Origin of the sequence: Bradyrhizobium sp. CCGUVB1N3, assembly GCF_024199925.1 — a bacterium.
Taxonomy (GTDB): Bacteria; Pseudomonadota; Alphaproteobacteria; order Rhizobiales; family Xanthobacteraceae; genus Bradyrhizobium.
The window spans coordinates 1,098,098-1,121,434 of the sequence record NZ_JANADR010000001.1; the positions used below are offsets into that span (position 1 = coordinate 1,098,098).

25 protein-coding genes are annotated in these 23,337 nt (G+C 64.2%); 13 read left to right on the plus strand and 12 right to left on the minus strand.

From position 1 onward, the window contains the following. The first annotated feature begins 15 nt into the window (after positions 1-15). Both NLM33_RS05175 and NLM33_RS05180 read left to right on the plus strand, forming a co-directional pair. Complete coding sequence (locus NLM33_RS05175; protein WP_254095055.1) at positions 16-966, plus strand: hypothetical protein; 951 nt, start codon at positions 16-18, stop codon at positions 964-966. A gap of 86 nt (positions 967-1,052) precedes the next feature. Continuing rightward, positions 1,053-2,315 (plus strand): methyl-accepting chemotaxis protein, encoded by a 1,263-nt coding sequence (locus NLM33_RS05180; RefSeq protein WP_254095056.1) that lies wholly within the window; start codon positions 1,053-1,055, stop codon positions 2,313-2,315. Positions 2,316-2,336: 21 nt separating this feature from the next. Here NLM33_RS05180 and rimO read toward each other — a convergent pair whose 3' ends face one another. Then, positions 2,337-3,656 carry a 30S ribosomal protein S12 methylthiotransferase RimO gene (rimO, locus tag NLM33_RS05185; protein WP_254095057.1) on the minus strand — a complete coding sequence of 440 codons (1,320 nt, stop codon included), beginning with the start codon at positions 3,654-3,656 and terminating at the stop codon, positions 2,337-2,339. Between rimO and NLM33_RS05190 the strand changes: the two genes are divergently transcribed. Next, positions 3,632-3,796 carry a hypothetical protein gene (locus NLM33_RS05190; RefSeq protein ID WP_254106189.1) on the plus strand — a complete coding sequence of 55 codons (165 nt, stop codon included), beginning with the start codon at positions 3,632-3,634 and terminating at the stop codon, positions 3,794-3,796. The genes rimO and NLM33_RS05190 overlap by 25 nt on opposite strands. Positions 3,797-3,995: 199 nt before the next feature. On the opposite strand, the gene NLM33_RS05195 is transcribed toward NLM33_RS05190, so the two are convergent. Beyond that, positions 3,996-4,367, minus strand: a complete 372-nt coding sequence (locus NLM33_RS05195; RefSeq protein ID WP_254095058.1) for a DUF1330 domain-containing protein — start codon at positions 4,365-4,367, stop codon at positions 3,996-3,998. Between the two features lie 154 nt (positions 4,368-4,521). On the opposite strand from NLM33_RS05195, the gene NLM33_RS05200 reads away from it, so the two are divergent. The 7 genes from NLM33_RS05200 (at position 4,522) to NLM33_RS05230 (ending at position 12,331) form a co-directional block, all read left to right on the plus strand. Continuing rightward, positions 4,522-5,493: a LysR family transcriptional regulator gene (locus NLM33_RS05200; RefSeq protein ID WP_254095059.1), complete on the plus strand. Its 972-nt coding sequence runs from the start codon at positions 4,522-4,524 to the stop codon at positions 5,491-5,493. A gap of 137 nt (positions 5,494-5,630) precedes the next feature. Then, entirely contained in the window at positions 5,631-6,221 is a 591-nt protein-coding gene (locus NLM33_RS05205) for an ANTAR domain-containing response regulator (protein WP_254095060.1), read from the plus strand. Continuing rightward, the gene (locus NLM33_RS05210) at positions 6,218-7,387 is read left to right on the plus strand and encodes a CmpA/NrtA family ABC transporter substrate-binding protein (RefSeq protein WP_254095061.1); all 1,170 of its coding nucleotides are present in this window, start codon (positions 6,218-6,220) and stop codon (positions 7,385-7,387) included. The genes NLM33_RS05205 and NLM33_RS05210 overlap by 4 nt, the downstream gene beginning before the upstream one ends. Before the next feature lie 347 nt (positions 7,388-7,734). Continuing rightward, positions 7,735-8,565 carry a formate/nitrite transporter family protein gene (locus NLM33_RS05215; RefSeq protein ID WP_254095062.1) on the plus strand — a complete coding sequence of 277 codons (831 nt, stop codon included), beginning with the start codon at positions 7,735-7,737 and terminating at the stop codon, positions 8,563-8,565. Positions 8,566-8,578: 13 nt separating this feature from the next. Further along, positions 8,579-10,381, plus strand: a complete 1,803-nt coding sequence (locus tag NLM33_RS05220; protein WP_254095063.1) for a NirA family protein — start codon at positions 8,579-8,581, stop codon at positions 10,379-10,381. Next, on the plus strand, positions 10,378-11,991 hold the full coding sequence (locus NLM33_RS05225; protein WP_254095064.1) for a sulfite reductase subunit alpha: 1,614 nt from the start codon (positions 10,378-10,380) through the stop codon (positions 11,989-11,991). The genes NLM33_RS05220 and NLM33_RS05225 overlap by 4 nt, the downstream gene beginning before the upstream one ends. Before the next feature lie 187 nt (positions 11,992-12,178). Then, positions 12,179-12,331 carry a hypothetical protein gene (locus NLM33_RS05230; protein ID WP_008129634.1) on the plus strand — a complete coding sequence of 51 codons (153 nt, stop codon included), beginning with the start codon at positions 12,179-12,181 and terminating at the stop codon, positions 12,329-12,331. On the opposite strand, the gene NLM33_RS05235 is transcribed toward NLM33_RS05230, so the two are convergent. The 3 genes from NLM33_RS05235 to pxpB all read right to left on the minus strand — a co-directional run bounded on the left by NLM33_RS05235 (position 12,332) and on the right by pxpB (position 15,033). Further along, positions 12,332-13,102 carry a LamB/YcsF family protein gene (locus NLM33_RS05235; RefSeq protein ID WP_254095065.1) on the minus strand — a complete coding sequence of 257 codons (771 nt, stop codon included), beginning with the start codon at positions 13,100-13,102 and terminating at the stop codon, positions 12,332-12,334. It lies immediately after the preceding gene. Positions 13,103-13,255: 153 nt separating this feature from the next. Beyond that, positions 13,256-14,293: a biotin-dependent carboxyltransferase family protein gene (locus NLM33_RS05240; protein WP_254095066.1), complete on the minus strand. Its 1,038-nt coding sequence runs from the start codon at positions 14,291-14,293 to the stop codon at positions 13,256-13,258. Then, positions 14,290-15,033, minus strand: coding sequence for a 5-oxoprolinase subunit PxpB (pxpB, locus tag NLM33_RS05245; RefSeq protein WP_254095067.1), 744 nt, complete (start codon positions 15,031-15,033; stop codon positions 14,290-14,292). The genes NLM33_RS05240 and pxpB overlap by 4 nt, the downstream gene beginning before the upstream one ends. Before the next feature lie 239 nt (positions 15,034-15,272). Here pxpB and NLM33_RS05250 point away from each other — a divergent pair, with 239 nt between their 5' ends. Next, positions 15,273-15,971 (plus strand): ribonuclease activity regulator RraA, encoded by a 699-nt coding sequence (locus tag NLM33_RS05250; RefSeq protein ID WP_254095068.1) that lies wholly within the window; start codon positions 15,273-15,275, stop codon positions 15,969-15,971. A 23-nt stretch (positions 15,972-15,994) separates the two neighbouring features. After that, entirely contained in the window at positions 15,995-16,399 is a 405-nt protein-coding gene (locus NLM33_RS05255) for a cupin domain-containing protein (protein WP_027523391.1), read from the plus strand. 127 nt (positions 16,400-16,526) lie between these two features. On the opposite strand, the gene NLM33_RS05260 is transcribed toward NLM33_RS05255, so the two are convergent. From NLM33_RS05260 to NLM33_RS05280, 5 genes are all read right to left on the minus strand, one after another. Further along, positions 16,527-17,114, minus strand: coding sequence for a hypothetical protein (locus NLM33_RS05260; RefSeq protein ID WP_254095069.1), 588 nt, complete (start codon positions 17,112-17,114; stop codon positions 16,527-16,529). Between the two features lie 21 nt (positions 17,115-17,135). After that, positions 17,136-18,296, minus strand: coding sequence for a TAXI family TRAP transporter solute-binding subunit (locus NLM33_RS05265; RefSeq protein WP_254095070.1), 1,161 nt, complete (start codon positions 18,294-18,296; stop codon positions 17,136-17,138). A 216-nt stretch (positions 18,297-18,512) separates the two neighbouring features. Continuing rightward, positions 18,513-18,869, minus strand: coding sequence for a hypothetical protein (locus tag NLM33_RS05270; protein ID WP_254095071.1), 357 nt, complete (start codon positions 18,867-18,869; stop codon positions 18,513-18,515). A gap of 304 nt (positions 18,870-19,173) precedes the next feature. Continuing rightward, positions 19,174-20,133, minus strand: a complete 960-nt coding sequence (locus NLM33_RS05275; RefSeq protein WP_254095072.1) for a DUF2147 domain-containing protein — start codon at positions 20,131-20,133, stop codon at positions 19,174-19,176. 178 nt (positions 20,134-20,311) lie between these two features. Then, positions 20,312-21,097 (minus strand): transporter substrate-binding domain-containing protein, encoded by a 786-nt coding sequence (locus NLM33_RS05280; RefSeq protein WP_254095073.1) that lies wholly within the window; start codon positions 21,095-21,097, stop codon positions 20,312-20,314. A gap of 90 nt (positions 21,098-21,187) precedes the next feature. On the opposite strand from NLM33_RS05280, the gene NLM33_RS05285 reads away from it, so the two are divergent. After that, positions 21,188-21,697 carry a DUF1993 family protein gene (locus NLM33_RS05285; protein WP_256570515.1) on the plus strand — a complete coding sequence of 170 codons (510 nt, stop codon included), beginning with the start codon at positions 21,188-21,190 and terminating at the stop codon, positions 21,695-21,697. 3 nt (positions 21,698-21,700) lie between these two features. Here the strand turns inward: NLM33_RS05285 and NLM33_RS05290 are convergent, their stop codons facing one another. Beyond that, positions 21,701-22,141, minus strand: coding sequence for a hypothetical protein (locus NLM33_RS05290; RefSeq protein ID WP_254095074.1), 441 nt, complete (start codon positions 22,139-22,141; stop codon positions 21,701-21,703). Between the two features lie 176 nt (positions 22,142-22,317). After that, positions 22,318-23,307 carry a hydroxyacid dehydrogenase gene (locus tag NLM33_RS05295; RefSeq protein ID WP_254095075.1) on the minus strand — a complete coding sequence of 330 codons (990 nt, stop codon included), beginning with the start codon at positions 23,305-23,307 and terminating at the stop codon, positions 22,318-22,320. Positions 23,308-23,337 lie beyond the last annotated feature (30 nt).

A 23,337-nucleotide genomic window follows, 5' to 3' on the forward strand; every position in this document is an offset into this window, starting at 1 on the left:
GCCAGGCGCGCCCCCTTGTCCGATCCCTCCTATCGCATCGACGTCGACAGCATCCGCCGAGCCTTTCCGCCCGGCACCGAAGCGCCGCCCCTGCTGCTCGATTTTGCAGGTTGGCTGAAGGGGCGTCCCTGGGGCAGCGTCGGTTGCTTCGATCTGCGTGGCCAGTTCGCCGATACCGCGCCGGTCTTCGATAGCAGCCCCTTGCGCGACAAGTTCGCCCTGTTCATGCGGCTGCCGGACGGCTCGGCCGTCGGCGCCTGGTATGGCGAGGGCTTGGACAGGGCCGATCCGCCCATCGTGGGACTCGGATCGGAAGGCGAATACGACATACTTGCACCGTCATTGCCAAGGCTGATCGCCAAGCTCGCGAGCCAGGAGTTCGAGCGTGCGTGGCATGATCTGGCGCCCAACGACGAGGTGGAATGCGAAACGGTCGAGCTTGCGCAATGGTTGGCGAGGCGACTTTCCGATGTCGGGCTGGCGCCAGTGGAAGAAGCGTCATCTGACCTGCCCGACTTTCGTGGCTTCGTCGACAGATGGAGCAGGGAGCGCGAGACCTATTGGGCGAATAATCCGATGATGGCCGAACTCGGTTGGCGTCTCGCCGCGCATCTGCCGAAAGCTAAAAATCCCTGGGACAAGACACGGTTCGAGGTCGCGATCGTCGGCGCGCAATATCAGGCGCGCGTCATGCGCTCCGGCCCGCAGTCGTTCAAGGAGGAGAAGGCGATCGAGCCGTTGCTGCGTGAGTTGCGCGACGACATGCGCCGCGCGCAGCCCGAGCTCGGGCTTTGGTACTCGATGGATTTTGGCCTCTACGCCGACGGCCGCGTCATGCCGCGCTTCGACTATGATGAGCGCCCGACGATCGACGACGTCCCGGCGGAGCTGTCAGAGGCGAAGGCTGACCTCGCCCGTGCGCCGCGGCCTGAGCGTTGGGTGCCGACCTGGCTGGCCGCTGGCTGATCTCGCCCCGCGCGGCTCGCTGGCCAGTAAGTCTTTGGTTAATGTTTTCTTGCTATTTACCGGTCCGCTTCGAATGGGGGGAGCGGATGGGATTTTTTGGGCGGCAGACAAGCCAGGATCGCGACGGCCAGATCTGGCAAGCAGTTTTCGAACGTTCGGTCGATGCGATCATGGTCCTGGCGGGACCCAAGATCATCGCCTGCAACGAGGCCGCGGTCAGATTTGGAGGCTATCGCAGCAAGGCCGACCTGCTGTCCCGGTCACCGGCCGATATGGCTCCCGAATTCCAGGCGGACGGCCGTCGCTCGTCGGAGTACGTCAAGGAGACGCTTGCGCGGGCGATGAAGGACGGCCACGCCCGCTTCGAATGGATCACGCGCCGCGCGGACGGTCAGATGGTCCCGGTGCAGGTCACGCTCGTTCCCGCGGAGATCGATGGCCAGCCCGTCGTCATCAGCTATCGGCGTGACTTATCGGAGCTGATTGCCGCGCGGGAAGAGAAGACGCGCGCCATCGCCAAACTTGCCGGCGAATTCGAGGAAACCATCGGCTCCATTGCCAATGCCGTGTCGTCGGCTGCCAAGAACGTCGAAATGACGGCGGGCTCGCTCAGCTCGACCGCCGAGAACGCTGCCCAACGCGTTTCAACCGTCGCAGCGGCCTCATCTGAGGCGTCGACCAATGTTCAGTCGGTGGCTGGTGCGACCGAAGAGCTGTCGAGCTCGGTTGCCGAGATCAATCGCCAGGTCACGACTTCATCGAGCATTGCGGCCGAAGCGGTGGAGGCGTCCGCACGCACCAATAATCTCGTGAAGAGCCTCTCGGAGGCTGCGGCCAAGATCGGAGCGGTCACCGAGATGATCAATGCGATTGCGAGCCAGACCAATCTTCTGGCCTTGAACGCTACGATCGAGGCGGCGCGAGCCGGTGATGCCGGTCGCGGTTTCGCGGTCGTCGCCGCGGAGGTCAAGAGCCTGTCCAGCCAGACCGCCAAGGCCACCGAAGAGATCAGCGCCCATATCAGCGCCATGCAACGGGCAACGGGCGATACCGTTGCAGCCATCCAGGGAATCGGCGGGACGATCGGACAGATCAGCGATATCGGCAAATCGATTGCCATCGCCGTCGAGCAGCAAGGTCAGGCAACGCAGGAGATTGCGCGCTCCGTGAGCCAGGCCGCGGCGGGTACCAGCGGGGTTACCGCAAACATCAATGCCGTCACGCGCACGATCGATGCCACGGGCACTGCTGCCAACGACATGCTCGGCGCTGCCGGTGAATTGTCACGACACGCAGTTGCGTTGCGCGACAAGGTGGCCGGTTTCCTGAAGGCCGTGCGCGCCGCGTAACACGTGGCGCTCGGTTGAAGATCAAAATCCCGCGACGCCGCCGTGCAGATCGTATGCGTCGGCACGCTCGATCTTGGCGGTGACGATCTCGCCAACGCGCAAGGGGCGGCGGCTCGACAGATAAACGGCGCCGTCGATCTCCGGCGCATCCGCCTTTGAGCGGCCCTTTGCGACGGTCGGGCCGACCTCGTCGATGATGACCTGCTGGCGGGTGCCGACCTTGCGCTTCAGCCTGCGCGCGGAAATCTTCTGCTGGCGCGCCATCAGCGCGTTGTAGCGCTCCTGCTTCACCTCATCCGGAACGGTGCCGGGCAGGGCGTTGGAGGTGGCGCCCGCGACCGGCTCGTATTTGAAGCAGCCGACGCGATCGATCTCGGCTTCATCAAGCCAGTCGAGCAGATAGGCGAAGTCGGCATCGGTCTCGCCGGGGAAGCCGACGATGAAGGTCGATCGCAAAGCCAGATCGGGACATTCCTCGCGCCAACGCTTGATCCGCGCCAGCGTCTTGTCCTGCGCCGCCGGCCGTTTCATCGCCTTGAGGACTTCGGGGCTCGCGTGCTGAAAGGGGATGTCGAGATAGGGCAGCACCTTGCCCTCGGCCATCAGCGCGATGACCTCGTCGACATGCGGGTAGGGGTAGACATATTGTAGGCGGACCCAGGCCCCGAGCTCCCCGAGCTCGCGCGCGAGATCGAGGAATCTGGCGCGGACCTGGCGGTCCTTCCAGGGGCTCTCGGCATATTTGACGTCGACGCCATAGGCCGAAGTGTCCTGCGAGATGACGAGCAGCTCCTTGACGCCGGCGCCGACCAGCCGCTCGGCCTCGCGCAGCACGTCATTGGCGGGACGCGACACCAGGTCGCCTCGCAGCTTCGGGATGATGCAGAAGGTGCAGCGGTTGTTGCAGCCTTCGGAGATCTTCAAATAGGCGTAATGGCGCGGCGTCAGCTTGATGCCCTGCGGCGGCACCAGGTCGAGATGCGGATTGTGCGCCGGCGGCAGCGCCCGGTGCACGGCATCGAGCACCGATTCATATTGCTGCGGCCCCGTAATCGAGAGCACGCCGGGATAGGCCTGCTCGATCTGCTCAGGCTCGGCACCCATGCAGCCGGTCACGATCACCTTACCGTTCTCGGCCATGGCCTCGCCGATCGCCGAGAGCGACTCCTGCTTGGCGCTGTCGAGGAAGCCACAGGTGTTAACGATGACGATATCGGCCCCGTCATGCTTGCGGGCGAGCTCGTAGCCCTCGGCGCGCAGCCGTGTGATGATGCGCTCGGAGTCCACCAATGCCTTGGGACAGCCGAGTGACGTGAATGAAATACGCGGCGCTCTTTCCATGTAATCGCCTGGAGCCTGCATCTGAATTGTTCGGATATGCGATCCAACTAATTGATCCGATGGAAAAATTCAACTGCTGTGCACGTTCCGGCGATGGTAAAATAAAACAAGACTCGGCAGAGGGGATGCTTGGGGGCTGAAAGTTCCTGACGGGCGGAAGGCTGTTCCGATCGAACTCACCGAAGCGATGGAAGAAGCGCTCTACTGGCCCTGCTGGTTGGACGCACCCATCGGCACAGAGCCGACATCTGCCAGCCAACGCGATGGGCCAGAGCCGCTCTTAAGGCTTGTGTCGAAATATCCGCGACTGCTGCTTCCTCAGTGCCAGGATGCTTGGGACTAATTCGCGGCGCCCTCGACAGCAAATGTGTGATAGGTGGCGTATTTCTCGCCAACGGCTCGAACTTGCACGTAGGCTGGATCGTTTCGCCAAGCCCGAAGCGCCTCCATGCTCGGATACATATAGATAACCACGCGTTTGGGTGGATTTCCGTCAACGGCAACGACCTGCGAACCGGTTGCCGCCGCGCCTGCAGCCGCAACCAACTTCCCGCCATGTGCTTTGATGATCTCCCTCGCCTTGGGGAGATATTCCTTGGCGTAACCATCGGGATCGGAGACGTCGATTTGGCCGATCAGATAGGCGGGCGGAGTAGCTTCGCTATGGAGTGCTTCGCTGCCAATCGCGCCTAATACGGCGCCTGTCAACATGACGAGACCGATCCTGCATCCGGAATTCATGTGTGGGCCTCCATTCATGTCTGGCCACCGCCGCGAGCAGTCACACCGGATTCTCCACAGCAGCTCAAAATGTGTCCAATACATAGATGCTCTGAAATATTATGCTCTAATGGTATAAGCGAGCATGAACCTTCGACAGGCCCTCACGTTCCTGACCGTGGCCGAGCTCGGCACCGTCTCAAAGGCTGCTTTGCGGTTGCGTGTTGCCCAGCCGGCGTTGTCCAGGCAAATCATCGGTCTCGAGCAAGAGCTAGGCTTGCGGCTGTTCGACCGGGTGGGACGCCGCCTTCTGTTGACCGGTGAGGGCGAGCAGTTGATTGCAGGCTGCCGCCTGCTGCTCAACAGCGTCAGTTCGCTGAAGGAGCAGGCCGAGCTCCTCCGTCAAGGAGACACAGGGGTTCTAAAGATAGCCGGGTCGCCGCAACACATCGAGAGCGTGCTGTCACGATTTCTCCACCTGTACGCCAAGCGATATCCCAGGGTTGATATAAGGATCAGGGAGGGGACTGGAAGCGAAATACTGACGATGCTCGAACGCGGTGAAATCCATCTCGGCCAAAACCTGCTGCACGCAGTCAGGCTGAACGAACAGCACTTCGGCAGCCTTCCGCTTGGATCTGTACAATTGCTGGCTGTCTGCCATCCCTCGATGCCACTTAGTCCCCATCGTACCATCGAGATAGCTGATCTCGCTGAGTTTCCGTTACTGCTGCTGGACACCGGATTCGGATTTCGCCGTGCGTTCGACGCAGCAAGCCGTATGGCGGGACTGAAACCGACCATCATGTTCGAGAGCCGAAATCCGCATACTTTGTTGGCGCTCGCTGAGGCAGGGCACGGCGTAGCGATCGTTCCTTCCCAACTTCAGTGCTGGCGTTACGAATTGAGGGTTATCGGTCTCACGCATAGACGCCGCGTGTTGCAGGAGCCCCTGACAATCTCATGGGATAAGCGGCGCCCGTTGCCTCGTTTCGCGACTGATTATTGTACAATGCTCGCCGCGCATATGCGCGAGACGTTTCCGATCACTCGCCCGACGGAGCCGGCCAGAGCAAAAAGCAGCGGCCGGTTCCGAGCCCAAGCGAAACGAAGCTGACCTTGGGCGCAGCCGTCTGATCCATACCTAAATCTGCCTGATTGACCGCTTGCAGCTAGTCCTAATTGCCCACAATTACAACCCTTTGCATGGGGCTCCGGCGTGCTATGGATGCGTCGCCGGGGGTGAGTTGAGCGATGAGCGCCGAACAGTCGCCTAAAATTGTGATTGTCGACGAAAGCCCGATCCGGGCCGCGATCCTCGAGGAGGGGTTGCGGGAGGCGGGCTTCACCCAGGTCGTGCATATCAGCGAAATGCAGAGCCTCTTGGCGCGCATCTATGCTGTCGACCCCGATATCATCCTGATCGATCTGGAAAACCCCAGCCGCGACGTCCTGGAACAGATGTTCCAGGTCAGCCGCGCCGTACGCCGGCCGATCGCGATGTTCGTCGACCAGAGCGATTCGGCCTCGATCCAGGCCTCCGTGGAGGCGGGGGTATCCGCTTACATCGTCGGCGGACTGAAGAAAGAGCGCATCAAGCCGATCCTCGACCTCTGCGTGTCCCGCTTCAACGCCTTCGCGAAACTCCAGGAGGAGCTGGAGCGCACCAAATCGCAGCTCGAGGACCGAAAGATCATCGAGCGTGCCAAGGGCATATTGATGCGGGTAAAGGGCCTGACCGAAGACGAGGCCTATGTGCTGATGCGCTCCACCGCGATGCGCGAGAAGAAGAAGATCGGCGAGATCGCCCAGTCGATCATCACCGCGTCGGAGATGCTGAAATGACCGGACCGCTCCGCATAGGGTTCATCCCGCTGGTCGATGCCGCCGCGCTGATCGTTGCCGTCGACAAGGGGTTTACCGCGGCCGAAGGGCTCGAGGTCGAGCTGGTGCGCGAGGTCTCCTGGTCCAACGTCCGCGACAAGCTCAATATCGGCCTGTTCGATGCTGCGCATCTGCTCGCGCCCGTCGCGATCGCGTCTTCGCTCGGGCTCGGCCACGTCAAGGTGCCGATCGCAGCCCCCTTCAACCTCGGCATCAACGGCAACGCCATCACTGTCTCGCCGCCGCTTCACGCCGCGCTGATGGAGGAGATCGACGGCGACCGCTTCGATCCGATGGCGACCGCCAAAGCGCTCTCGCGCGTCGTGGCGAAACGGCGCAAGGCGGGGGCTGAGCCGCTGACCTTCGGCATGACCTTTCCGTTCTCGACCCACAACTACCAGCTCCGGTTCTGGATGGCGGCGGCCGGCGTCGATCCCGACGAGGACGTGCGCCTCGTTGTGCTGCCGCCCCCCTACATGGTCGACAGCCTCGCCAACGGCCATGTCGATGCGTTCTGCGTCGGCGCGCCCTGGAATTCGGTCGCGGTCGATCTCGGCATCGGCCACATCCTGCATTTCGTCTCCGACATCCTGGTCCGGGCGGCGGAGAAGGTTTTGGCCGTGCGCCAGACCTGGGCCGAGAAGAACACGGACGTAGTGGCCGCGCTGGTGCGTGCAGCAGAGAAGGCTGCGGAGTTCGTCGAGCATCCGGACAACCGCGACGAGACCGCGCGCATCCTGGCGCAGCCGGACCGGATCGGCGTCGATCCCGAAGTGATTCAGCGCACCTTGGGTGGTCGCCTGAAGATCTCGCCCGACGGCACGCTGCGCGAGAGCGGCCGCTATCTTCTGGTCGGGCGCGAAGGGGCAGGGCGGCCGGAACCTGTCCAGGCCGCCTGGCTCTATGCGCAAATGGTGCGCTGGGGGCAGACGGCGCTCAGCGAGGCTGCGCTGAGGACCGCCATGGGCGTGTTCCGGCCCGATCTCTATGACGCCGCGGTGGGGCAAAGCGGGAGCGCCACGGACTCCGGCGGCGGCTCGTTCGGGGCCTTCGCCGGACCGGCTTTTGACCCCGAGGATCTGGCCGGCTATCTCGCCGCCTTCGAGGTCGCCCGCCGCGTCCGTTAGACTCTGCTCAAATACTAGCCATCGCGATTCGAAGCTTAAACTTTGGGCCATTGCTGCCCCAAGCGGCATGAATGCTGATCCATTTCATGCAGTGCACACAGTTATAACCAACTGATTTTACACGAATTCCAGATTTATGCTGCGTTGGCACACTCCTTGAATAGGAGAGAAACAAGCCGACCGGCGTGGAAGCTGGCGGCCCCAAGTCCATGATGGATTTCCGCAGCAACGAGGCTGATCGGATCGCCCCGGGTTCCGGCCAGGCCGCGTGCGCCTGTAATCGTGCCCCAGCGATCAACGTCGTTTCAACCCGTTGTGGCCGCCCCGCGCGGCGCTGGAGCTTCGATATGGATTACGCAAAACCCTCTGACGTTGTGGCCTCGATGGTCGATGCCAGCCTGAAGAAGCTGGCGCTCGGTCCGCGCGACCTCCTGATCCGCGGCGCGATTTCCGGCGCGCTCCTTGGTGCCGCCACCACGCTCGCTTTGACCGGCGCCGTGACGACGGGCCAGCCCCTCGTCGGCGCGCTGATCTTTCCAGTCAGCCTCGTGATGATCGTTCTGCTCGGGCTCGAGCTCGTCACCGGCAGCTTTGCCATCGTGCCACTCGCCCGTCTCGAGGGCAAGGCGACCTGGAACGCCGTGATCGCCAACTGGTCCTGGGTCTTCGTCGCCAACCTGCTCGGCAGCCTTGCCTTCGGCGTCTTGATCGCGATCTCGCTCACCAACATGGGCAAGGTCGAGGTCGCCGGCGTCGCCGCGCGCATCGTCGCGGTGGCCGAGGCCAAGACGATCGGCAATGCCGCGATCGGCACCGCCGGCATGGTCTCCGTCTTCGTCAAGGCAGTCCTCTGTAACTGGCTGGTGTGCCTCGGCGTCGTCATGGCAATGACCTCGACGTCGACGGTCGGCAAGATCACGGCGACCTGGCTGCCCATATTCCTGTTCTTCGCGCTCGGTTTCGAGCACGCGGTCGTCAACATGTTCGTCATCCCGACCGGCATGCTGCTTGGCGCCAAGGTCAGCCTCTCGGACTGGTGGCTGTGGAATCAGATTCCCGTGACACTCGGCAATCTCGTCGGTGGCTTCGTCTTCACCGGTCTTGCGCTTTACGCAACGTACAAGCCCGCGAAGCCGGCGACCGAAGTGGCGCAGGTCGCGGTTCAGCCAGCAGAGTAGGTCCGGTTACCCCATGAAACTTGAAACAGCACCCACGGCCGATTTCTCCGACGAGCAGAAGCGTTATCTCGAAGGCTTCATGTCCGGCCTCCAGGTCGGACGTGTCGGCCGCGCCTTTGTCGCTGGTGGCGCGCCTGCCGCCGCAGGCAGCGCGCCCTCGGAGCCGACGGGTCCCGATGCCGCCGCCATCAAGGCGCAGGACAAGCTCACTGCGGCGGGCAAGAAGCTCGCCGACCAGGAGAAGTTCAAGCGCGAGCTGCATCCCTTCGACGGCTATCAGCGACTGAAGGACCAGGCGCGCAACAACGCAAATCCGACGCCGGCGGACAATTTCCGCTGGCGCTATTACGGCATCTTCTGGGTCGCGCCGGCGCAGACCTCCTACATGGCGCGCCTGCGCATTCCAAACGGCATCCTGAAGCACTGGCAGATGTCGGGCCTTGCCGATCTGGCTGAAGCTTACGGCGGCGGCTACACCCATGTGACCACGCGCGCCAACTTCCAGATCCGCGAGATCGAGCCGAAGAACGCGGTCGCGCTGATCGAAGGCATCCAGGACATCGGACTGTGCTCGCGCGGCTCCGGCGCGGACAACATCCGCAACGTTACGGGTACGCCGACCGCCGGCATTGATCCTCAGGAGCTGCTCGACACGCGCGCTTATGCGCGCGAGTGGCACTACCACATCCTCAACGACCGCTCGCTCTACGGCCTGCCGCGCAAGTTCAACGTCGCCTTTGACGGTGCGGGCCGCGTCGCGGTGCTGGAAGAGACCAACGACATCGCGTTCTCCGCGGTGGAGGTGAAGGGCGGCTTTGGCGTCGATGCGGGCGTCTGGTTCCGGCTCGGCATTGGCGGTATCACCGGCCACAGGGATTTCGCAAAATATTCTGACATCGTCGTTCGTCCCGAGGACGCCGCCGCCGTTGCCGACGCCATCGTGCGCGTCTTCATCGAGCGTGGCGACCGCACCAACCGCACCAAGGCGCGGCTGAAATACGTGCTCGACAACATGGGACACGATCAGTTTCTCAAGCTCGTTGAGGAACGTCTCAAGAAGCCCTTCACACGCGTGCCGGCGGATGCGATGGCACCGCGCCCAAGCTTCGATCGCATGGCCCATATCGGCGTGCACAAGCAGAAGCAGGCCGGACTCAACTGGGTCGGCGTCGCGCTGCCGGTCGGCAAGCTCACCTGCGAGCAGATGCGCGGTATCGCGAAGATCGCGCAGGATCTCGGTGACGGCGACATCCGCCTGACCGTCTGGCAGAACTTTTTGATCTCGGGTGTCCACGACGAGAACGTCGCGGTGGTGACCGCGGCCGTCGAGAAGCTCGGCCTCGCCACGCAGGTCTCGCAAGTCCGCGCCGGCCTGATCGCCTGCACCGGCAACGCCGGCTGCAAGTTCGCGGCCTCCGACACCAAGCGCCACGCAACCGCGATCGGTGACTGGTGCGATGAACGCGTCAACCTCGACACGCCGCTCAACATCCACCTGACCGGCTGCCATCACTCCTGCGCGCAGCACTACATCTCCGACATCGGGCTGATCGCGGCCAAGGTGCCGGGCGCGACCGAAGAGGATCAGGTCGAAGGCTATCACGTCTTCACCGGCGGCGGCTTCGGCCCCGATGCCGATATCGGGCAGGAGGTCTATCACGACGTGAAGGCCGAGGACGCGCCCAAGCTCGTCGAGGGTCTCTTGAAGGCCTATCTCGCCAACCGCGCCTCGCCGGAAGAAACGTTCCTCACTTTCTCACGTCGCCATGATGGCGAAGCCCTGCGCAAACTGGCCGGAGCGGAAGCAACAGCATGACCCAGATGCCTGTCCCACCGAAACTCGAGATCATCCCGCCGAACGCGCCCTTCAGCGAGGGGCAGCGGCTATGGCTGAATGGATTTCTCGTGGGCATGTTCGGCCTCGACGGCTCGACGCCGCTGTCGCCCGCCGAAAACGGTGCGGTGCTCGCGCCGCAGGGCGATGGCGATGATGGCGAGGCGCCCTGGCACGATCCGGCGATGCCGATCGGCGATCGCATGAAGCTTGCGGAAGGGCGTCCGCTCCGCCGCCGCATGATGGCGGCGATGGCGCAGCAGGATTGCGGCCAGTGCGGATACAATTGCGCCGATTATTCCGACGCCATCGCCAAGAAGAGCGAGGCCCGCCTCAACCTCTGCGCTCCCGGCGGCAAGGACACCGCGCGGATGCTGAAGCAGCTCTATGAGGAGCTGGACAAGGCACCGGCGGCGAAGCCTGCCGAGGGTGCTGCGGCGTCGGCGGCCGCGCCGTCCGCTCCCGAAGTGAAGGCTGAGCTGGGGCGCGCCCGCGAAAATCCGGCTGAAGCCGTATTCTCGTCACGGCGCCTCCTCAACAAGCAAGGCTCCGAGAAGGAGACCTATCACATCGAGTTCGATCTCTCCGAGAGCAAGCTCGACTATGTCGTCGGCGATTCCTTCGGCGTGTTCGCGCGCAACGATCTCGGTCTCGTCGACCAGATCATCGCGCTGCTCGGCGCCTCCCACACCACGCAGGTCAACGGCAAGACGCTGCGCGAGGCGCTGGTCCAGGACGTCTCGCTGTCGCCGGCGCCGGACAAGCTGTTCGAGCTGCTGTCCTTCATCACCGGCGGCGCGCAGCGCGAGAAGGCGCGGGCGCTAGCGCAGGGCGAGGATCCCGATGGGGATGCTGCAACGCTCGACGTCATGGCGGCGCTGCAAAAATTCTCCGGCTGCCGACCGCATCCCGAAGCCTTCGTCGAGGCGCTCGAGCCGTTGCAGCCGCGGCTCTACTCGATCTCGTCCTCGCACAATGCGACGCCCGGAAAGCTGTCGCTGACGGTCGATTCCGTGCGCTACGTCATCGGCAAGCGCAAGCGCCTCGGCGTCGCCTCGACCTTCCTCGGCGAGCGCATCACCGAGGGCGAGAAGCTGAAGGTCTATGTGCAGAAGGCGCACGGCTTTGCGCTGCCGCAGGATCCGAAGACGCCGATCATCATGGTCGGTCCCGGCACCGGCGTTGCGCCGTTCCGCGCCTTCCTGCTCGACCGCAAGGCGACCGGCGCGCCGGGCAAGAACTGGCTGTTCTTCGGCCATCAGCGCAGCGACTGCGACTTCTTCTATCGCGACGAGCTCAACGCGCTGAAGACCTCGGGCCTTCTGACGCGCCTGTCGCTCGCCTGGTCGCGCGACGGCGAGAAGAAGTTTTACGTGCAGGACCGTATGCGCGAGCTCGGCCGCGAGGTGTGGACGTGGCTGGCCGAAGGCGCGCATCTCTACATCTGCGGCGATGCCAAGCGCATGGCCAAGGACGTCGAGCGTGCGTTGGTCGACATCGTCGCCCAGTTCGGCGCGCGATCGACGGACGAGGCCGTGAGCTTCGTGGCTGATCTCAAAAAGAAGGGCAGGTTCCAGGCGGACGTTTATTAGCGCACGGGAACCGGTTCCATTGGCGTAAAGGTTGAACGAATAAGATTCTCGGAACCTGCGGGTTCCGAGAATTTCCCTCTGCAACGGCGGTTCTGAAGAGAACCGCCGTCGCTATTTCAGCCACCATCTTGTCCGCCGCCGCAATTGATCCTTCATATCTCCGCAAATGGGGCGTTGGAGATCGACCATGCGCGAACTATCGGCAGAAGCCAGGCTGCACTTCTACGCGCGCTCGCTCTCCCGGCGGACCGGGGCGAGCGTCCACCATGTTGCGCTCTACAGCGCCTTTGCGGTCATCGCGGCCATCGTCTTCGGCACGCTGTCGGTGCACCCGTTCTGATCACGCGGCGCGCTTGAACGGCGCCACTGCAATCCTGGCATCCTTGAGCGCCTGACGCAGATTGCGCGCGATGTCGACGGCGCCTTGCGTGTCGCCGTGGATGCACACCGTATCCATCCGCATCTTGATGACCTTGCCGGTGACCGAGACCACGGCGCCGTCCTGCACCATGCGCACGACGCGATCCGCGATCGCCTTGGCATCGTGCAACACCGCGCCGGGCTTCTTGCGCGAGACCAAATTGCCGTCGTCCTCATAGGCGCGGTCGGCGAACACCTCATGCACCATCGGCAGGTTCGCGTCCTCGCCGGCCTTCACCAGCTTGGAGTTGGCGAGCACGACGAAGATCAGCGAGGGGTCGACGGCCTTGATGCCGGCGGCGATCGCTTTTGCAGTCGTGTCGTCCTCGCAGGCGACGTTGGAGAGCGCGCCATGCGCCTTCACATGCGTGACCTTGTGGCCGGCCGCGGTCGCGATCGCCTGGAGCGCGCCGATCTGGTAGGCGACGAGGTTCTCGATCTCGGAGGATTTCAGGCCGACGATCGGATGCCGGCCAAAGCCGTGCAGGTCGCGATACCCGGGATGCGCGCCGATCGAGACGCCGCGCGCCTTCGCGAGCTCAACCGTCCGCCGCATGATGTCGGGGTCGCCGGCATGGAAGCCGCAGGCGACGTTGACCGATGTCGCAAGCTCGAGCATTGCGGCGTCATTGCCCATCTCCCAGGCGCCAAAGCCTTCACCGAGGTCGCAGTTGAGATCGATCGTCGTCATGGATGTTCGCCTCTCGTTGTCACGACTAACCCTGCATGATCCTCATGGTGAGGAGCGCGGAACGCGCGTCTCGGACCATGAGGCCCCATCATGGCCTTCATCCTTCGAGACGCCCGCGTCCCGCGGGTTCCTCAGGATGAGGGGATAGAGTGTCTACGGCTCCGCCGGAGTTTGCCACGTTGCGGCATCGACGGCGTTCACCGCATGGCCTGCCACGTTAGCATCGTGCAAGGCCTCGATGTTGAGCTCCACCGTGTCGGCGGCGCGCAAGCGGTCGGGCAGGCCGCGCAGGAGCTGCGCGAATTTTCTCGCCTCGTCCTGCGCTTCCGCCATGCTGATCGCCGTGAAGCGGAACGCGGTGCCGGCCGACGTCTGGGCGAGGCGGCCGATATCGGCGGAGATGACGGTTGCGATCTTCGGATAGCCACCGCTGGTGCCGCGGTCCATCATCAGCACGATCGGCGCGCCGTTGCCGGGCACCTGGATGCTGCCGTTGACCGTGCCGTCCGAGACGATGTTGTGTCCGTGCAGATGCTTGATCACGGGGCCTTCGAGGCGATAGCCCATGCGGTCCGAGGTTGCCGAGATCTTCCAGTCGCTCGACAGGAACAGCGCCTTGTTGGCGTCATCGAACTCGTCGTCCTGCGGCCCCAGCACGACGCGGATCGGATCGCTCGGTGGCTTCGGCAAATCGATCCGCTGCTCAGGCCCGCTGCTGGCGGCCGCGACGCTGAACTCGTCGCCGGCCTGGAGCGGGCGCGGGTAGGGGCTGCCGAGCCCGGCGCGGGCGTTGACCGCGAGGCTGCCGAACACCGGTTCGCCCCGGATACCCCCTTCGATGGCGAGATAGCTGAACGCGCCGCCGCGGGCGAAGCCGAGCATCAACGTCTCGCCGTCCTTCAGCGTCACCGAGGTCTCGCTTGCCACCGGCTTGCCGGCGATGTCGGCATTGCGCGGCGCGCCTGCGAGCGCGACGCGCACCGCGCCGTCGCGCGCGGTGAAGGAAGCGCCGAACGGGCCGATCTCGACAACGGCCGCAAACAGCTCGTTGCCGACCAGGCAGTTGGCGGCAGCCAGCGCCAGCCGGTCCATCGCGCCGCTCGGTGTCAGGCCATAGCGCTGCGAGCCCGGCCGCCCGCCGTCCTGGACGGAGCTGGCCGGCCCGATGTTGGCGACAATGAGCCGGCTCATGACTCCGTCAGCTCCGCAATGATCTCGCCGGCTTCGGCGGCACCGTCCTGCTCCACAAAGGTCTTATAGTCGACGGCAAAAAACGTCACGCGATCACCGGGTTCGGTGAGGAAGGTGGGATTCCGGTGGAGCTGATAGGTGCGCACGGGGGTGCGCCCCAACAGGTGCCAGCCGCTGGGCCCGGCAAGGCATTGCACACCGGTCTGCACGCCGCCAATCGAGATCGTACCGGCGGGCGTCAGCAGCCGCGGATTCTGCCGCCGCGACATGTGCAAGGATTTTTCGAGGCCGCTGAGATAGGACCAGCCCGGGGTGAAGCCGACCATGGCGACGCGGTAGTCGCCGGCGACGTGGCGCGCGACGATGTCGTCGGGCGTTGTGTTCAGCGTCTTGGCGACATCCTCGAGATCGATGCCGTGCTCGCCGCCATAGGCCACGGGAATGCGCCAGCGCCGCGTCTTCGTGGTCGGTGGCGGCGGCTGGCTCGCGAGCGCCATGAGCTTGTGGCCGAGCGCCTCGAACCCGATCCGGCTCGGATCGTAATGCACCAGCAGCGAGCGATAGGTCGGCACCGCCTCGGTGACGCCCTCGATGCCGGCTGCGGTGAGCGCCCGGTCGAGCGCAAGCACGCGCTGGTTGGCGGAGTCGTCGATGGTGCGGCTGAACTCGACCGTGACGGCACTATCGCCACTGGGCAAAAGGCGGGGCGGGGCAAGAGTCGGAGCAAGCGTCGCGGCCATGAGCTGTCGAAATCGGCCTTCAGGGGAAATCGCGGGAGCCGCCTGTGGCTCCCGCGTGCCCCTTTGCTTCGCGTAAATGCGCCCCCAAGTCCAATAAATTAATTCAGCAGGAAACGATAAAGCCTTGTTATCGCATCGCATAACAGCGTTGCGCGGCTTCTCCTTGGGCCTTGACGGACGCCGCGCGCCTCGCAAGATGCGCGCTTCGTTTCCCGCCCATCCGGAGCTCGTTTTCGTCCATGTCGCTATCCCCCGAAGCCCGCAAGACCCTCGCCGGCATCACCACCGCCACCATCACCACGGTCCTCCTGAAGAAGGGCCTGCGCAATGTCTGGATGCGTGGCGCGCGTCCGCTGCGCCCGGGGTTGCCTCGGCTGGTCGGCCCGGCCTTCACGCTGCGCTTCGTGCCGGCGCGCGAGGATCTTGCGACACCGGAATCCTGGTCCTCGCCGATCTCGACCCGCACCGCGATCGAGGCGATGCCGGATGGCTGCATCGCCGTGGTCGACGCCATGGGCATCACCGATGCCGGCATTTTCGGCGACATCCTCTGCGCGTGCATGGTCAAGCGCGGCGTCACCGCACTCGTCACCGACGGCGTCGTACGTGACGTCGAGGGAGTGCTCGGCACCAACCTCCCGGTGTGGTGCGACGGCTATGCCGCGCCGCCGTCGGTCGCGGGCCTGACCTTCGTCGGCTGGGGCGAGCCGGTCGGCTGCGGCGGCGTTGCCGTGTTTCCGAACGACATCGTCGTCGCCGACCAGGACGGCTGCGTGCTGATCCCGCAGGCGATGCTCGACCACGTGCTCAACGAGGGTGTCGAGCAGGAGCGGATGGAAGCCTGGATCGTCAACGAGGTGAACAACGGCGCCGCGCTGCCGGGCCTCTATCCCATGAACGCCGAGACCAAGGCGCGCTACGCCGCGAGCAAGAAGTAACGAGAAACGAAGCGAGGTACCCTATGGAGATCCACGTCGCTGGCACGCGGCCGACCCGCCGCGCGCCCAAGGAGAACTTCACCGGCACGGTGTTGCAGGACCCAGTCATCATGGCGCCCGCGCCGGCGCGGCTGAACTGCTCTCGCGTGTCATTCGAGCCGGGCGCACGCACCAATTGGCATCACCATCCGCTTGGGCAGACCCTCTATGTGATCTCCGGCGTCGGCCGCGTCCAGGCCAAGGGTGGCCCGATCCGCGAGATCCGTCCGGGCGATACCGTCTGGATTCCGCCGGGGGAATTGCATTGGCACGGCGCTTCGCCCACCAACGGCATGACCCACATCGCCATGCAGGAAGCGCTCGACGGCGTCTATTCGACCTGGATGGAGCCGGTTACCGACGCGGAATATTCGGCGCCGGTGGGCTAACTCTCGCGTCCCGGATGCGACGCAGCGCACAAGCGCTGCGTTGCTGATCCGTGGCCCGGGATTTCCGCGGTATCGACGGGCAAGGTCCCGGCTCCGTGTTGCAGCGCTTCACGTCACGCCGCGAGCGTCACTTCGCGACGCGCGCCTCCTCCTTCCTGGTCACGTGCCAGATCACGACGTGGTAGTGCGGCGCGTTCACTCCAGGGTGACCGGGATTAAAATAGATGCTGACGTGGTCAACTGTTCCAGCGAAGCCCGGCGCCTCCAAAGACTTGTGATCGTCGATTTCCTTGGTGGGCACCATATACACGCTCGCCACCAGGCGATCCCTGCGATCAAAGCACAGGAAAGGCCCTAGCGGCAGACTGTCGGGTTTGACGAAGAGGATGCCAAGGCTAGGGAAGAACTTCGGGAAGTTCACGAGATCGCTGACGCGCTTGTATCCCTTCTTTTCGGCGATCCTCCGCTGATTTGGCTGTGAGGGAGCGACGTAGAGCCTCTTATGTGGTTTGCCGTCCGGGCGAGTAGGTGGTTTGCCGTCTGAGCGAGTTACCACCTTGGCTTTCCCGGCGTTGCCGGTTGATGGCACCGTGGTTGGAGCGAGCGTCTGCGGAGCCGGCAGCTCGAATGGAAAAAGTTGCGCGGCCGGCCGCTCCACGTCAGCGGTCAACGCGAGCAACACGACCAAGGCTGCGGTCACCAGTGAATTGCGCATCAAGACCTCCCAGTGCTTGGGTCATCGGCCCTGCTGGCGTTCTCGCCACCGCATGAAGTCCTGGAACAATTGCTCGCGGTCCGGCGGATTGCTGATCGGTTTTTGCTCGAGGAAACGACCGAACGCCTTGCGAAGCGCGGCTTCTCCGCCGGATTGCTGCTCGAGCCAGCGCTCCGCGGGTTGAAATCGCCGCCAACCGGGAAGCAGCGCCGCCAGGCTCACCTCTCGCCATTTGGGGTGATGGCCGTCGCCGAGAAACTCAGGAAACCGCGAGAACAATGTCTGCACGAACAGTTCCAGAAGCGGAAACCGTTCGTTGCGGGTCGGCCAGTTGTAAGCGAAAAGCGCGCATTTGATTGCGATGGTGTCGACGCTGTCAGAGTCCCCGATGATCTCTGGATAGTCTTCGTGGCGGAGAGTCGATGGCAGATAATCCTGCTGCAGCATCGCCTTCGAATATGGGATGGACAGAAAATGAAGGCCGTCGCCCTGTCCGTAGCGGGCCAGGAAGCTGACCGGCTTGCCCGACACCAGCAAGGCGGCGGAGATTTGCCCCTTCCGCATTCCCTCCAGTGCTGCGTCCAGAGCCAGGTTAGATTCGCTGACCTTCACCTCCAGATGGTTGAGCACCTCGCGACCCAGGACAGCGCCGGCACCGCCTTCTTCGCCGAGATTAACGCGCTTTCCCGCAAGATCCGACAGGCTCTGGATCTCGGGCCGCGCGAGGAGGTGGAACTCCTCGACAAACAGCGGGGTGATGTAGACAAGCTTGTTGCGGATATCGCCGAGCGTTCCTGACCCTCGGAGACGATCAGCCAGCAGGACTGGTGCGATCGCCATGTCGGCCCCGGCCAGGCTGAGTATGTCGATGATGTTGCGACTGCCGCCATTTCCCACCATCGGCAGCACTCGCAACGCGACCTCGCCGTGAGGGCCGGTCTCCTGGCCGCTGGCCAACGTGATCGCAATGTCCTGAGCAATTGCGAACTCGGTGCTCTGCGCAGCACCGGTTACAAATCCTGTCGTGTGCGGGTCGGATCTTGCGGCTTCCTTCCTTTGGACATTTTCCTTCCGCGGAGACACGTTCGCCACTTCGCTGGGAGAAATGGATGGCCGGGTTTGCGCGAGGGATGTCTGGACCTGTGCGCCGAGCCAGGTCGCTGCAATGAATGCGGTGAACAAACCGGCCCGCACAGCTCCGCAGACCCTCCTTGTTCAAACCTGTTCGGGGCGCCAGCGCCCGCTTGGCGCGGTCTTGTCCAGCCGGCAGATCTCACGAGGCCCATCCGTCGCGCGACCGGCTCGAATGGGTCTGCTTGGGCTTCCCAACGCACCGATCGGAGCGACGTTCCCTGGGATGTTTGCCTACGATCGGTGAACCGCGACTCGACGCGATGCCTAGAGTCTTTCCGCTGTCCACGTTCCCGTGCACATGGTGCCGCGCCAGGTGCCGGAGCCTGAGGTCCCGGCGAGGTGGCCAAAGCCCGTGGCGCGCTTGATGCCGCTGCTCAAGATGACACTGATGTTGCCGGCGTCTGCGACGCGGCCTGACGCACTCACCGCGGCGCTGCTGGATGCGACCTGACCGTTGCTGATGCCGATGGCGACGGTCGAACCGTTGCCGCAGGCGTTTGTCGACGATGCGATCCGCACATTCCAGGTGCCGTCGAAGCTGGCGGTCGCAGCGCTCGCCTGAGCCACCGGCAGGGCAATGACGAGGAAGATGGTCAAAACTCCTTTGCGAAAGTGATTCATGGCTCGCCCCTATGGGTTGTGGGTTGAACGTGCAGGGACCTTGCCACGGTGCACGGGCGCGCCGATGTGAGGGCTGTCACGCTGGTTCCGCGGTCGTGACCGCGCGCCATGGTGAGGACGAGATCTCCGCAAGAATCCAGGCGCATGTGATCGAGTCGACGCCCTAAAGCGCGATGAGATCAGGATGAATCGTCATCGCGCATCAGGTTGTTGTTTGCGCATGATCTCCGCGCAAACGCGTTCCGCGTTTGTCGCGAGGAAAACCGCTTCGCACTTTTCCGGATCATGCCCGGACGGGCGTGAGCTAATTCACGCGCGTCCAGGTCTGGCCGCCGCAGAACATGCCGCCGAAGGCGCAGCCCTGCACGCGCAGGCGATCGGTGCCGCGCATCGCAATGGTGGAATCGTAGGTCGATCCGGTGTTGGGATCGACGATCCGGCCGGTCCATTTCTGGCCTTGGGCCGGCTTCATGTTGATCAGGATCTGCTCGCCGTTCTGGTCCGACTTGGCATCGACCGAGTAGCCGCAGAGATTGTTGCCGCACTGCTCGATGCGGACCTTGCCTTCCTTCTCCTCGGTGAGCCAGACGCCGAGCGGCGAACTGAGGTCGCGCGCGGGTGCGGGAGCAGCTGCCGGAGCCGGAGCGGCCGCCGCCTGAACGGGAGGCCGCGCGGATGCCGGCGGAGGAGGCGGAGCCGGGGGCGCGGGCGGAGCAACCGCGACGGCAGCCGGCGGAGCAGGCGGCGGCGTCACCGCGGGAGTGGCGTCCTGCTGAGCCGGGGCGGGTGGTGGAGGCGGAGCCGGTGGAGGCGCGACAACGGTTGCGGCCGGCGCGTTGTTGGCGGTCGTGGTCGGCGGCGGCGCGGGCGGGGCAGCTGGCGCCGGAGGGGGCGCGGCCGCTGCGGGAGCGGCGGCTGTTGCTGCCGGAGCTGGCGCGGGTGGTGCTGCGGGTGTCTGCTCGGCCGCCGGAGGCGGCGCTACGGGAACCTGTGCAGGCGTGGGATTGGCTGGCGGTTGCGGATCGACCTTGGCCTGTTGGGGAGGCTGGGTCTCGGTCTTGGGCGCGTTCTTCGTATCCGTCTTGGCGTCGTTCTTGGCCTTCTTCGCTTTGCCCTGGCCGGTGTTGTCGTAGACCCCGGGAATCTGCACCGTGCCGCGGTCGGGGTCGATGCGGATGGTGCGGCCGCCATACTCGAAGGTGTATTGCGCTTGCGCGGCCGTGCTCGCCAAAAGAAATGCGGCCATCGCCAACAGCTTTTTCATTGCAATCTCCTGAGCAGGTGGTCCTCGTATCGACGCTTACGCCCCGGCCTCGTGGCGAAACGTGATCCAGATCACTTTCAAGCTATGAGTCGTGCTCCCTTCGATCTTGGTTCAATGCGCGCCAACTCGGCCGAAGGTTTGACCTGCGGACAGCCAAAATGCGGACAATTGCGACGTTTTAATCGAACCAGGCGCCATAGATTTTCTGGTAGCTGCCGTCCTCCATGGAGACGTGCAGCCACTGGTCGACAAAGGCTTTCAGCGCGACATCGCGCTGGAGCCAGTAGGCCTTCTCCGAGAAATCGAACGGCTTGTCCGGATGCACCGCGCAGAGCACGCCCTGATGCTGCTTCTGCTGGTAGCGCGTCTCGGAGGCGTCGGTCATCATCAGGTCGGCATTGCCCTTGGCGATCTCGTCGAAGATCGTGGTGTTGTCCGGGAAGACGTTGATGTCGGCGTCCTTGATGTGCGCCCGCGCGAAGCGCTCATTGGTGCCGCCGGGATTGACGATGACGCGCGTGCCCTTCTTGTCGATATCGGAGAGCGTCTGGTACTTGGCGACGTCGGCGCAACGCGCGATCGGCGTCTTGCCCTCGCGCATGATGGGCGTGGAGAACAGGCCCTTCTTCTGGCGGTCGAAGGTGATGGAGACGCCGCCCATCGCGATGTCGAACTGGTCGGCCTCAAAGTCCTTCATCAGCTTCGGCCAGGCGGTCGGGACGTACTCGACCTTGACGCCGAGCGCCTTGCCCAGCGCCTCGGCCATGTCGACGTCGAAGCCGCTGAACTTCTGCGTGGTCTTGTCGAGAGACGTGAAGGGCCGGTAGTCGCCGGTCATGCCGACGCGCAGCGTGCCACGCTTGATGATCTCGTCGAGGCGGGAAGGGGACGTTGTCTCCTGCGCATGGGCCGCAAAGCTCACCACCACCGCCGCGGCCAGAACCGCCAGTCGTCGAACGATCATCTCTTTCCCACCCTCGCACGAGCTGTCATGTTGCTCTCGGAACGCGGATTTAGACCAGATGTCCGCAAACTGCGAGAAGGAAATTTTGATGTGACGCTCTCCCTCCATGAGGTTTCGGTCGGCATGTTCGTGCCGTTCCTGCGCAACCTGTCCGGGCTGCTCGACAAGGCCGCTGCTCACGCCGAGGCGCGCAAGATCGATCCGGCGATCCTGCTGGGCATGCGGCTCTATCCGAACATGTATGATCTGGCGCAGCAGGTGGGTGAGGCGGTCCGCCATGCCGTGGTCGGATCCGCGCTGCTCGCCGGGCGCGAGCCGATCACGTTTGCCGACACGAAGCCTGATCTTGCCGAGCTACAGCGGCGCATTGCAGCCGCGATCGATTTCGTCGAGAGCCTGCCGCGTACCGAGATCGATGCCGCGGGCGAGAAGGACGTCGCCTTCCGCCTGAAAAGCGGCGCCGAGCTGCCGTTCACCGGACGCTCGCTGCTTTTGGGCTTCGCCGTCCCGCAATTCTTCTTCCACGTCACGACCGCCTACGACATCCTGCGGCACGCCGGCGTCGATCTCGTGAAGAAGGATTTTCTGGGCAGAAGGTGAGGCTTACGCCTCACCTTTCCGTACGATGTCGGCGACCGAGCTGCGGTTGGCGATCTCGTCGCGCAGGACCTCGAAACGCTGATGCGCTTCGCTCTCGCGTTCGTCGACGAACTGCACGGCGGCTTCACCCGACATCGGTCCGCTGACGACGGGCGTCGAATACGCGCCGATGGTCTCGTGGACGTAGTAGAGACCCTCGTCGCCACGCTGCACGGTCCATTTGAACCGCAGCGCCTCCATCGGCCCGGGGCCGAGCTTGCTGTAGCCGTCGGCGTCGGCCGGGTGCTCCGGCACGAGCGGCTGCTCATCGAGGACCAGATTCTCGTCGACGCTCGGGTGCTCGTCGACGCTCGCGAACTTCTCGGTCTCGGGTGGGGCCTCGGGGGATTCGAGAATGCTGGCGATCGTCGCCAGTGCGTGATCGGTCGGGTCGATGTCTGACAAGGGTCCATCCTCCAAGAGGACGCGCCGGCAATTCTGTCCCACGGCCGGTCGCGACCTGTCACCCTAGGTTGCCTTTGATTAAGGCCAGGTTTGGGCCCGATTGTGCCGAAATGGGACACCCGGTTGACCTTGGCGAGGCGGAGGAATTATTTCCGCCTCTCCGAAAACGGCAGCGGTCAGGCGAGAACGTCCTGGTTGATCACGTTCTGGCGGATCGGGTCGCCGTCGAGCACGCTCAAAATGTTGCGCGCGGTCTGCTCGCTCATGCGATCGACCGCCTCGACGGTGACGCCGGCCACATGCGGCGCCATGATCACGTTCGGAAGCCCGAACAGCGAGTGTCCGGCCGGCGGCGGCTCCTGCTCGAACACGTCGAGCCCGGCGCCGGCAAGCCGGCCCGAGGTGAGCGCGTCATGGAGTGCCTTCTCTTCGACGATACCGCCGCGCGCGGTGTTGATGAGATAGGCCGTCCGCTTCATCAGGCCGATCCGCGCCGGGTTGAACATGCCGACGGTTTCGGGGGTCTTCGGGCAGTGGATGCTGACGAAGTCGGCGCGGGGCAGCACTGCGTCGAGATCGGTGACCGGCTCGCAACCGGCGGCCTTGATGTCGGCCGCCGGCTTGTAGGGGTCGTACACCAGGACGTTCATTTCCATCGCGAGGCAGCGCTTGGCGGTGCGGCTGCCGATGCGGCCGAAGCCGATGACCACGACGGTCTTGCCGTAGAGATCGAACGGCAGGATGCCGAGCCGGTCGGCCCATTTGTTGTCCCTCACGCAGGCGTGCAGCTCCTGGGCGCGCTTGGCCAGCGTCAGCATCATGAACAGCGCGGCTTCCGCGACCGAGGGCGAGTTGGCGCTGCCTGCGACCATCAGCGGCACCTTGCGGCGGGAGAGGGCGGGCACGTCGACGGCGTCGTAGCCGACGCCGATCCGCGTCACCACCTGCATGTCCCCGGATGCCTCGAGCTCGGGCTCGCCGAACCGGGTCGCGCCGAGCGCCACGCCATGAACCGGCGCATGCGCCGTCAGCATCGCCTGGAAATCCGAAGCCGAGATCAGATTGGAGAACTCGACCAGTTCGATGTCGTCCCGCTGGGTGAGAAGGGCGCGTGCGCCCCGCGACAAAGTTTGCGTGACAAAAATCTTCTTCTTGTTGGTCGCCATCGTTCCCCGCCTGCTCGAAGCTCTTCTCGT